General features: G+C 67.8%; 8 protein-coding genes, 1 rRNA gene and 1 pseudogene. 5 read left to right on the top strand and 5 right to left on the bottom strand.

Features of this window, described 5'->3' with window-relative positions:
* Positions 1 to 142 (bottom strand): 16S ribosomal RNA (locus tag VI238_RS13300); the annotation flags it as partial.
* Between the two features lie 677 nt (positions 143 to 819).
* Positions 820 to 2,031 carry a tyrosine--tRNA ligase gene (gene tyrS, locus VI238_RS13295; protein ID WP_331652136.1) on the bottom strand — a complete coding sequence of 404 codons (1,212 nt, stop codon included), beginning with the start codon at positions 2,029 to 2,031 and terminating at the stop codon, positions 820 to 822.
* A 196-nt stretch (positions 2,032 to 2,227) separates the two neighbouring features.
* Between tyrS and VI238_RS13290 the strand changes: the two genes are divergently transcribed.
* Positions 2,228 to 3,673, top strand: a complete 1,446-nt coding sequence (locus VI238_RS13290; RefSeq protein WP_331652134.1) for a M23 family metallopeptidase — start codon at positions 2,228 to 2,230, stop codon at positions 3,671 to 3,673.
* Position 3,674: 1 nt separating this feature from the next.
* A complete protein-coding gene (locus VI238_RS13285; RefSeq protein WP_331652132.1) occupies positions 3,675 to 4,793 on the top strand; it encodes an anhydro-N-acetylmuramic acid kinase in 1,119 nt (372 codons plus the stop codon).
* A 10-nt stretch (positions 4,794 to 4,803) separates the two neighbouring features.
* Here VI238_RS13285 and VI238_RS13280 read toward each other — a convergent pair whose 3' ends face one another.
* Positions 4,804 to 6,306, bottom strand: coding sequence for an AmpG family muropeptide MFS transporter (locus VI238_RS13280; protein WP_331652130.1), 1,503 nt, complete (start codon positions 6,304 to 6,306; stop codon positions 4,804 to 4,806).
* Positions 6,306 to 7,103 (bottom strand): exodeoxyribonuclease III, encoded by a 798-nt coding sequence (locus VI238_RS13275; protein WP_331652128.1) that lies wholly within the window; start codon positions 7,101 to 7,103, stop codon positions 6,306 to 6,308. The genes VI238_RS13280 and VI238_RS13275 overlap by 1 nt, the downstream gene beginning before the upstream one ends.
* Positions 7,104 to 7,243: 140 nt before the next feature.
* On the opposite strand from VI238_RS13275, the gene pyrE reads away from it, so the two are divergent.
* The 3 genes from pyrE (at position 7,244) to VI238_RS13260 (ending at position 8,861) form a co-directional block, all read left to right on the top strand.
* Positions 7,244 to 7,891, top strand: a complete 648-nt coding sequence (gene pyrE, locus VI238_RS13270; RefSeq protein WP_331652126.1) for an orotate phosphoribosyltransferase — start codon at positions 7,244 to 7,246, stop codon at positions 7,889 to 7,891.
* Between the two features lie 103 nt (positions 7,892 to 7,994).
* Positions 7,995 to 8,600, top strand: coding sequence for a DUF4124 domain-containing protein (locus VI238_RS13265; protein WP_331652138.1), 606 nt, complete (start codon positions 7,995 to 7,997; stop codon positions 8,598 to 8,600).
* Positions 8,601 to 8,666: 66 nt separating this feature from the next.
* Positions 8,667 to 8,861 (top strand): hypothetical protein, encoded by a 195-nt coding sequence (locus VI238_RS13260; RefSeq protein WP_331652124.1) that lies wholly within the window; start codon positions 8,667 to 8,669, stop codon positions 8,859 to 8,861.
* A gap of 24 nt (positions 8,862 to 8,885) precedes the next feature.
* Here the strand turns inward: VI238_RS13260 and VI238_RS13255 are convergent.
* Positions 8,886 to 10,393: pseudogene (locus VI238_RS13255) on the bottom strand (phosphomannomutase/phosphoglucomutase); the annotation flags it as partial.

Genomic DNA, 10,393 nt, shown 5'->3' with positions numbered 1-10,393 from the left:
CCCCCACAACAAGGCAGATTCCGATGTATTCCTCACCCGTCCGCCGCTCGCCACCAGGGTTGCCCCCGTGCTGCCGCTCGACTTGCATGTGTTAGGCCTGCCGCCAGCGTTCACTCTGAGCCAGGATCAAACTCTTCAGTTAAAACTTCAGGCTTTCGGGCCGAAGCCCTACGACCAAACTTCTGAGTGAGAACCAAGCACTGTAAAGCATATGCTTTGACGTTTGCTTGGACGCACTTTGTATCGATGGACTTGCATCCACCACAAGGCGCCCACACAAGTTACCTGCGCACACTGTCAAAGATCAAAGGCTTGCGAGATTTTCTTTGTCTCGCGCCTCAGGACATTTCGTCCGAGGGAGCCGCGCATCTTACATCGTTTTTCGCATCCGTCAACACCTCGATGCGAACATTTTTTCGTTCCGCCGACCCGGCGTTTCCGCCTGGTCACCCCGCCGTCGTTCGGTTCGTTTCGAACCAGCCGTCGAAGGGGCGCGCATCTTACATCCGATCCCCGTTTCGTCAACCCCTCGCCGCGAACTATTTTGATTCGCCGCAGGTGCTGCTTTTCCGGGTTTCGCCTTCGCTCGTCGTCACCACCAGGGCGAGTCGTCGAAGGGGCGCGCATCTTACATCCGATTCCCGCTTCGTCAAGCCGTCGCGGCGAGTTTTTTTCTCCGCGCCGCGACGCTCGCTGGAGCGTCTCCTCTTCGTCGCCAGGCCGCATGGGCCCGGTGTCGGAAGGGCCGCGAATCCTACAACCAAACGCGAATCCGTCAAGCCCTTCCCGCGAGGAAATTCCGTCGCGAGCGCACGGACCTCACGCGGCGACCAGTCGCACGCGGGCGAAACCGCGCTTGCCGACCTGCAGCAGGAGCTCGCTGCCCGGCGCGAGCACGAGCTCGCGATCCTCGACCACCGCGCCGTCGATGCGCAGCGCGCGCTCGGCCATCTTGCGGCCGGCCTCGGAATTGCTGGAGGCGAGCTTCGCGGCGACGAACAACGGCGCGACGCGAATGCCCTCCGGCGGAACCGCGATGTCCTGCAACGGCAGATCGACGTCGACGCGCTGTTCGCGCACCAGCGCCGTCCATTGCGCGACCGCATTTTCCGCCGCGGCCGCGTCGTGGAACCGCGTTGCCAGCTCGCGTGCGAGGGCGAGTTTGGCGTCGCGCGGATGCAGCTGACCGCGCGCCACCTCGTCCTTCATGCGCGATATGTCGGCGCTGCTGTGCTCGAGGCTCAGCAGCTCGTACCAGCGCCACATGAGCGCGTCGCCAATCTTCATCGTCTTGTTCACGATGTCGATCGCCGGCTCGGCGATGCCGATGTAGTTGCCGAGCGACTTGGACATCTTCGCTACGCCGTCGAGCCCTTCGAGCAGCGGCATGGTCAGCACGACCTGCGGCGGCTGGCCGTAGTGCTCCTGCAGGCCGCGCCCCATGAGCAGGTTGAACTTCTGGTCGGTGCCGCCGAGTTCGACGTCGGCCTCGAGCGCGACCGAGTCGTAGCCTTGCACGAGCGGATAGAGGAACTCGTGGATCGCGATCGGCTGCTGCGCGGCGTAGCGCTTGGCGAAATCGTCCCTCTCGAGCATGCGGGCAACGGTATGCTGCGCGGCGAGCTTGATCATGTCCGCCGCCGCCATGCGGCCGAACCACTCGGAGTTGAAGCGCACCTCGGTGCGCTCGCGGTCGAGGATCCTGAACACCTGTTCCGCGTAGGTTTTCGCATTCGCCTCGATGTCCTCGCGGGAGAGCGGCTTGCGCGTGACGTTCTTACCGGTCGGATCGCCGATCATCCCGGTGAAGTCGCCGATCAGGAAGATCACGCGATGTCCTAGATCCTGGAACTGGCGCATCTTGGTGAGCAGGACCGTGTGCCCGAGGTGCAGGTCCGGCGCGGTCGGATCGAACCCCGCCTTGATGCGCAGTGGCCGCCCGAGGCCAAGGCGCGCCTCGAGGTCGTCGCGCTTGATGATCTCGTCGGCGCCACGACCGATGAGGTCGAGCGCAGCCTGGATATCCGTCATGAAATCCCCCGTGCGAACGACGGCCCGGGAGGGCGGCCGCTGCACTGTCGCAGTTGGTTGGAAATGGACGCCGAATGGGGCGTCGCGGTTAATAATTCGTTAGTCAACGATCTTTCGCAAGTCCTTGTCGCCATTGGCATTGACGTCGGCGCGCGAACGCAATTATGGTACCCCGCGATTGCCCGGACAGTGACCTGTGAACGAACTCCATAACGACAAGAACGCTCGCCACAAGGCACGTCGTCTCATCATCCGGCGCCATGCGCAACGCCGGCACTTCCATTTCTACTCGCGGGTCTCGAACTGGACGTTCCTCCAGAACGTCTCCGCCTCGCCGATCAGCTGGCGCGCGGAGCACTGGATCCTCGGCGGCGTCTGCGTGCTGCTCACCGCACTGGTCGGCATCGTGCTGCCGACTTTCGCCAACGCGACGCGCCATGAGCCGTCCCCGATACCTTACACGACACTGGCGCTCGACCTGCCGCCACTGCCCGGCGCCGAGGCCGACCCCGCGATCGGCGCCTACGCCGCCGGCAGCGAGCCCGATTGGCAGATCGTCACCGTGCGTGCGGGTCAATCGCTGTCGGACATCTTCCGCGAGCAGGACCTGTCGCCGACCGATCTGCAGCGCGTGCTCGATTCACAGGATGATGCCTCGGCGCTGCGCCACATCCGGCCGGGCCAGGAGTTCGCGTTCGCGCACGCCGCCGACGGCTCGCTGTCGGCGATGCGCTTCGAGCGCGGCGACGCGACCCGCGTGGTGCTGCACTTCGGCGCCGACGGCGTCACGCAGGCGACGGTCGAGCGCGCGGTCGAGCGGCGCACGCACGTGGCGCATGGCATCGTCACGCGCTCGCTCTTCTATGCGGGCGAACGCGCCGGGCTCAGCGACGGCATGGTCCTCAAGCTCGCCAACGCGTTCGGCTACGACATCGATTTCGCGCAGGACCTGCGCGAGGGCGACAGCTTCAGCGTCATCTACGACGACGTATACCGCGAAGGCGAACGCCTGCGCGACGGCGACATCATCGCCGCGACGTTCGTCAACCAGGGCAAGCGCTACACCGCGATCCGCTACACGAGCGCGGACGGCGAGACGATGTACTACACCGAGGACGGCCGTCCGCTGCGCAAGTCGTTCCTGCGCACGCCGGTCGAGTTCACGCGCATTTCCTCGACGTTTTCGACCGGGCGCATGCATCCGGTGCTCGGCTACATGCGTGCGCACAAGGGCGTCGACTACGCCGCACCGAGCGGCACACCGATCCGCGCCGCGGGCGACGGCAAGATCACCTATCGCGGCTGGATGTCCGGCTACGGCAACTTCGTGATCGTGCAGCACAATGCGCACATCAGCACCGCTTACGGCCACATGTCGCGCTTCGCGAGCGAGCGCCTCGGCGACCACGTCAAGCAAGGCCAGGTCATCGGCTACGTCGGCATGACCGGCCTCGCCACCGGTCCCCACCTGCACTACGAGTTCCGCGTCGACGGCGGCCACCGCAATCCGCTCACCGTGACGTTGCCGCCGCCGGAACCACTGCCGGCCAGCCAGCTCGCGCAGTTCCGCCTGCAGGCGGCGCCGCAGCTTGCGCGGCTGAAGATGATCGACGCGGCGCAGCTCGCACGCATCAACGATTGACGTGACGTCCGCGTCGCGCGCGCCGCTCTACCTCGGACTCATCTCGGGCACGAGCGCCGACGGCATCGATGCCGCGCTCGTTCGGTTCGAACGCCGGCCCGAGCTCGTCGCCGCGCGCACCTTCGCCTACCCACCGGCGTTGCGCGAACGCGTGCTCGGGTTCGCCCGCAGCGCGGTCGAGGTCGCCCTCGACGATTTCGGCCGCCTCGACGTCGAGATCGGCCGCTGTTTCGCCGATGCCGCGACCGAACTGCTCCGCCGTAGCGGCGTCGGGGCGGACGACGTCGCCGCGATCGGCTCGCATGGCCAGACCATCTGCCACCGCCCGGACGGGCCGTCGCCCTTCACGCTGCAGGTCGGCGATCCCAACGTGATCGCCGAACGCACCGGGATCACGACCGTCGCCGATTTCCGCCGCGCCGACGTCGCCGCAGGCGGACAGGGCGCACCGCTGCTGCCGGCGCTGCATGCGGCCGTGTTCGCCGACGCGGTGGACACGCGCGCGATCCTCAATCTCGGCGGCATCGCCAACCTCACGCTGCTGGCGCCGGGCGAACCCGTTCTCGGTTTCGACACCGGCCCCGCCAACTGCCTGCTCGACGCCTGGGCCGTACGCCACCTCGGCACCGCGCGCGACGACGGCGGCGCGTGGGCGCGCAGCGGCCGCGCGAGCGAAGCGCTCGTCGCCGATTGGCTCACCGAGCCGTACTTCTCGGCGGCGCCACCGAAGAGCACGGGGCGCGAAGCGTTCAACCTCGACTGGCTGCTCGCGCGCGTGCCCGCGGGCGCCGCGCCCGAGGACGTCCAGGCGAGCCTGCTCGTGCTCAGCGCGCGCAGCGTCGCGCGGGACCTGCGTGCGCACGCGGCTGCCGCGCGCGAGGTCTACGCGTGCGGCGGCGGCGTGCACAACGCCGCGCTCATGGACGCGCTGCGTCGCGAAATGCCGGGCGTGCGCGTCGACACGACCGCCGCACTCGGCATCGATCCGGATTTCGTCGAAGCGGTCGGGTTCGCGTGGCTCGCGCGCGCGCGCCTCGAGGGCATGCCGGGCAACCTCCCTTCGGTCACGGGCGCCCGCGGGCCGCGCGTGCTCGGCGGCGTCTTCGCTGGACGACGCTGAGCAGCCGGTTTCAGCGTGCGCGCGCGCTCATGCGCCGCATCAGCCACAGGATCAGCAGCAGCGCAGGCAGGCCCATCGCCGCGGTGTAGACGAAGAACGACGGATAGCCCCACGCATCGACGATGCGCCCCCACTGGCTCGCGATGCTCTTCGCGGGCAGGCTCCACAGCGTCCCGAACAGCGCGTACTGCGTCGCCGTGTACTGCTTGCTGGTCAGCGACGACATGTAGGCGATGAACGCCGTGCCCGCGATCCCGTTGGCGACGTTGTCGAAGCTGACCGCGGCGGCGAGCCATGCGATGTCGGGCGCGGAACCGGCGCCGAAGCCCGCGATGTAGCCGTAGAACAGGTTCGCGCCGCTGAGCATGACCAGGCCGAGCAGCATCGCGGGCAATGGATCGAGCCGGCGCACGAGCCAGCCGGCGAATACCGCGCCGCCCAGGGTCAGTGCGACGCCGTAAAGCTTCGAGACGAGCGCGATCTGGTCGAGCGTGTAACCGAGATCGAGGTAGAACGTGTTCGCCGCGACGCCCATGGTCATGTAGTTGAGCCGGTACAGCACGATCAGGGCGAGGATCGGCAGCGCGACGCGCACCCCCTGGCGACCCAGGAACTCCGCGAGTGGAAGCACGACGGACGCGGTCAGCGTCTCCAGCGCGGGCCGCAGCGCCGGCACGCGCAGCATCGACAGCAAGCCGATCTCGAGCGCGATGAGCGCGCCGAACACGACCTCGACGACCAGCGGCGACTCCTTCGCGGCGACGAGTGCGAATGCGAGCAGCGTTCCGACCAGCGCCGTCGAGGCGATCGCCACGACGAGGACGGTTGGCCGCATGCGTGCGATCGCCGCGCGTACGAGCGCCGGATCGGCGCGGAGGCTGCCCGTGCCGAGCCGGTCCGGCTCGCGTATCAGGAGCACCGTCACGGGCCCGAGCATCATGCAGCCGGCCATCACGAGGTATGCCGGCGTCCAGCCGAGATGGCTCGCGGCGACGAGGGCACCCGCGCCCGCGCAGATGAGGGCGAGCTGGTAGCCGATCTGGTACGCCGCGGCGGCCGCTCCCTGCCCCGACGCCTCGACCGACTCGATGCGGTAGGCGTCGACGGCGATGTCCTGGGTCGCGGCGCAGAACGCGGTCGCCGTCGCGAGCAGCGCCATGCCGTGCGCCGCGCTCGCCGGATCGAGCGAGGCCATCGCGACGAGCCCGGCGACGACGCCGACCTGCGCGAGCAGGATCCAGCTGCGCCGCTGGCCGAGGTTGCCGAGCGCCGGCAGGCGCACGCGGTCCACGACCGGCGACCAGAAGAACTTGAGCGAATAGGCGAGCCCGACCAGGCTGAACAGTCCGATCGTCGTGCGGTCGATGCCGGCCTGGCGCAGGCGGGCCGACAGCGTCGTCAACACGAGCGGGAACGGCAGCCCGGCTGCGAAACCGAGAAACAGCATCGGCCGGATGCGTGGGTCGGCGTAAACGGCGAGCGACTGCCACCATCCGCGCAGGGCACGTCTCATCAGGCGTAGTCCACGCTGTACGGCGCATGGTCGGAGAAGCGCGGATCGCGCGTGATCGAGCATGCCCGCAGGCGCTCGCGCAGCGACGGCGTGACGAGCTGGTAATCGATGCGCCAGCCGACGTCGTTCGCCCGCGCGGCGCCACGGTTGCTCCACCAGGTGTACTCGACCGCGTCGGGCTTGAGCACGCGGAAGCTGTCGAGCCAGCCGTGCGCGGGCGCGGGCGTGCCGTCGCCGCACGCGTCGGCGATCATGCCGTTGAGCCACGCGCGTTCGCTCGGCAGGCAACCGGAATTCTTCTGGTTCGAGCTCCAGTTGCGGATGTCGTTCTTCGCCCGCACGATGTTCCAGTCGCCGCACAGGACGTAGTCGCGTCCACTCGCGAGCCACTCGTCGAGCAGCGGCCGCAGCCAGGCCATGACCTCGAACTTCACCGCCTGCCGCTCGTCGCCGGACGACCCGGACGGGATGTAGAACGAGACGACACTGAGGTTGCCGTAGCGCGCTTCGATATAGCGCCCCTCGTCGTCGAACGGCGCCCAGCCGAGCGACGTGCGCACCTCGTCCGGCTCGCGCCGGGAGTAGATCGCGACGCCGCTGTAACCCTTCCTGGTCGTCGCGTCGCGATAGAAGCAGTGGTGCCCGTCCGGCCGGAACATCGGATCGGAGAGCTGGTCTTCCTGCGACTTGGTCTCCTGCAGGCAGACGACATCGGCCTGTTGTGCGCGAAGCCAGTCGAAGAATCCCTTGTTCGCGGCCGAGCGGATGCCGTTCGCATTGAAGGAGATGATGCGCATGGGGTCGGGGGATATGGGGGCTGAACGCCTAGCGTGCCGCGGGCGTGGCGCGACTGGCAACTCCGGCGCCCTGCGCGCGATGCAGGCGCCGGCGACACCGTACACTCGCAGCCCTCCGCCCTATCGACGCACGGCCCTCCATGAAGACGAGCCAACGCGAATTCCTCGACCTCGCCCTCGCGCGGAACGCCCTTCGCTTCGGCGAGTTCACGCTCAAGTCCGGGCGCGTCAGCCCGTACTTCTTCAACGCCGGCCTGTTCGATTCCGGCGCTGCGCTGGCCACGCTCGGTCGCGCCTACGCCGCGACCGCCGCATCGTCCGGGCTCGCGTTCGACATGGTGTTCGGTCCCGCCTACAAGGGCATCGTGCTCGCCGCGCTCACCGCGGCAGCGCTCGCCGAGCACCACGGGCGCGACGTGCCGTTCGCCTACAACCGCAAGGAGGCGAAGGATCACGGCGAGGGCGGACTGCTCGTCGGCGCCCCGCTGCGCGGACGGGTCCTCATCGTCGACGACGTCATCACTGCGGGCACCGCGATCCGCGAGTCGCTCGCGCTCATCCGCGGCGCCGGCGCGACACCGGCGGGCGTACTGATCGCGCTCGACCGCGAGGAACGCGGGCAAGGCGAACGTTCGGCGACGCAGGAACTCGCGGCCGACCACGGCATCCCGACCGTCGCGATCGCACGTCTCGGCGACTTGCTCGACTACGCGGCCGATCGTCCGGATCTCGCCGATCATCGGCCGCGCTTGACCGCATATCGGGAGCGCTACGGCGTCTCGGCCTGAACGCCGCCCCGGAGCTCCGGGCTGGATATACTCCTGCCCTGGAGGCTTCCCCATGCACATCCCGTCGTCTCGCCTGCTCGCTCTTGCATTTGCCTCCTTGTTCGTGGCATCCGACCTCGCCGCCGCGACGGCCGGGAAGGATCACAACCGCTACAAGTGGCGCGACGAACAGGGCAACCTGCACTATGGCGATTCGGTGCCGGCCGAAGCGGCCAAGTTCGGCTACGACATCGTCAATCCGCTCGGTATCGTCGTCAAACACGTCGACAGGGCGAAGACCAGCGACGAACTCGCCGCGGCGAAGGCCGCCGCGAGCAAGGCACAGGCCGAGCAGAGGATCGCCGAGCAGCGCGCGCGCGACGACGAGCAGTTGCTCGGCAATTATCCGCGCGAAGAAGACCTCAAGCGCGCGCAACAGCAGCAGCTGGACATGCTCAACCAGCAGATCAAGTCGGCCGAGGTGAGCTTGCGCAACCAGGAGCAATCGCTCGCCGATCTGCTCGACCGCGCCGCGGAAGCGGAGCGTACCGGCAAGGAGCTGCCCTCCGAACAGGCCAGGCAGCTCGCGCTCATGCGTGCGAAAGTCGACGCGCAGAAGGCCGCCGTGGCCAAGCAAGAGGCCGAACGCGACGAAGCGAGCAGCCACTTCGACGAAGAAATCACGCACTATCGCGAATTGAAGGCGCGCCTCGCCGAGGCGAGGAAATAGCGTAGGCGTGCGACCGAGGACAGCCGGATGAATCGTTGCCCGTCCTGCGAATCCAACGAGAGCTCGATGATCGAGCGTGTCCGTTTCGAAGACGGCCAGGCCGCGGACCGGCGCGAGTGCAGCGTCTGCGGTGAACAATGGATGGTGCCCGCAGCCCCCTCCGTATCCGCCGACGACGTCGAGATCGAGGCGATCGAGCTGCGCGACGTCGAGGGCGACGCGCCGGACGACGCCGATGGCGTCGAGGAATGGTTCCGCTGATACCGTGCCGCCGGACGGCGAAGGTCAGAACGGCAAGGGCAAGGACGAGTCGAGAGCGAGCAGCTGGCTGCGGAAGACGTCCTGGATGCGGCGCAGCGCCGGCGCATTGTCGGCGTCGAAGCGCAGGACGAGCACGGGCGTCGTGTTGGAAGCGCGCACGAGACCCCAGCCGTCGGACCAGTCGGCACGAATGCCGTCGATCGTGGTCAGGCGCGCTCCATCGAACTTGGCCCGCGCGCGGAACGCCTCGATGAAGCGGTAGTGCTCTCCCTCGCGCATCGGGATCTTCAATTCCGGGGTCGACACGCCTTTCGGCAGCGTCGCGAAGATCTCTTCCGGCGCGCGTCCGTCGACGTCCGCAGCGAGGATCTCGAGCAGGCGCGCAGCGGCGTAGATGCCGTCGTCGAAGCCGTACCAGCGCTCGCTGAAGAAGAAGTGGCCACTCATTTCGCCCGCGAGCGCCGCATTCGTCTCGCGCATCTTCGCCTTGATCAGCGAATGGCCCGTGCGCCACATGAGCGGGCTGCCGCCCTGCTGCAGGATCAAGGGCTGCAGGTGGCCCGTGCACTTCACGTCATAGATGATCGTCGCGCCCGGATTGCGCAGCAGGATGTCGCTTGCATAGAGCATGAGCAGGCGATCCGGGAAGATCACCTCGCCGCTCGCGGTGACTACGCCGAGGCGATCGCCGTCGCCGTCGAAGGCCAGGCCGAGATCGGCGCCGACGTTCTTCACCGAAACGATGAGGTCCTGCAGGTTGTGCAGGTCCGACGGGTCGGGGTGGTGATTGGGGAATGTCCCGTCGACGTCGCAGTACAGGGGGATGACTTCGCAGCCGATGCCCTCGAGCACCGCGGGCGCAATCGCACCCGGGATGCCGTTGCCGCAGTCGACGACCACCTTGAGCTTGCGCTCGACCTGGATGTCGTCGGTGATTCGACGGATGTAGTCGTCGCTGACGTCGATCGTCTGGAGACCACCCATGCCGTCGACGAAGCGTTCCGCCTCGATGCGCCGGTACAGGTTCTGGATCGCGTCCTCGGACAGGGTCTCCCCGCCAAGTACGATCTTGAAGCCGTTGTAGTCGGGCGGATTGTGGCTGCCGGTGACCGAGATGCCGGAGCCGGTGCGCAGGTGATAGCACGCGAAGTACGTGACCGGCGTCGGGGCCGCGCCGATGTCGATCACGTCGATGCCGGTCGAACGCAGCCCGTTGATCAGCGCAAAAACGAGGTCGGGGCCGGAAAGCCGGCCGTCGCGGCCGACGACGATCTCGGTCAGCCCGCGGTCGCGCGCCTCGCTGCCGATCGCGCGGCCGATCATGCGGGCGACGCCGGTGGACAGCGTGTCGCCGACGACGCCGCGGATGTCGTACGCGCGAAAGATGCTCGGGTCGACCGCGACGTTCTCTTCCTTCTTCTCGCTCCGCGTCGACGGCGCGGTCGCAGCAGCGGTTCTCGACGCCACCGGGGCCTCGGGTTCGGGCCCGGCCTTGAGCGCCTGCGCGAGCGTCATCTCCGGCTGGACATCCT

Source organism: Dokdonella sp. (genome assembly GCF_036518555.1).
Taxonomy (GTDB): Bacteria; Pseudomonadota; Gammaproteobacteria; order Xanthomonadales; family Rhodanobacteraceae; genus Dokdonella_A.
This window is presented reverse-complemented; position numbering and strand designations above follow the sequence as displayed.

Coding starts and splice junctions, on each gene's coding strand:
- pyrE (WP_331652126.1), top strand. CDS start 7,244: ATGAAGACGAGCCAACGCGAATTCCTCGACCTCGCCCTCGCGCGGAAC.
- VI238_RS13260 (WP_331652124.1), top strand. CDS start 8,667: ATGATCGAGCGTGTCCGTTTCGAAGACGGCCAGGCCGCGGACCGGCGC.
- VI238_RS13280 (WP_331652130.1), bottom strand. CDS start 6,306: ATGAGACGTGCCCTGCGCGGATGGTGGCAGTCGCTCGCCGTTTACGCC.
- tyrS (WP_331652136.1), bottom strand. CDS start 2,031: ATGACGGATATCCAGGCTGCGCTCGACCTCATCGGTCGTGGCGCCGAC.
- VI238_RS13275 (WP_331652128.1), bottom strand. CDS start 7,103: ATGCGCATCATCTCCTTCAATGCGAACGGCATCCGCTCGGCCGCGAAC.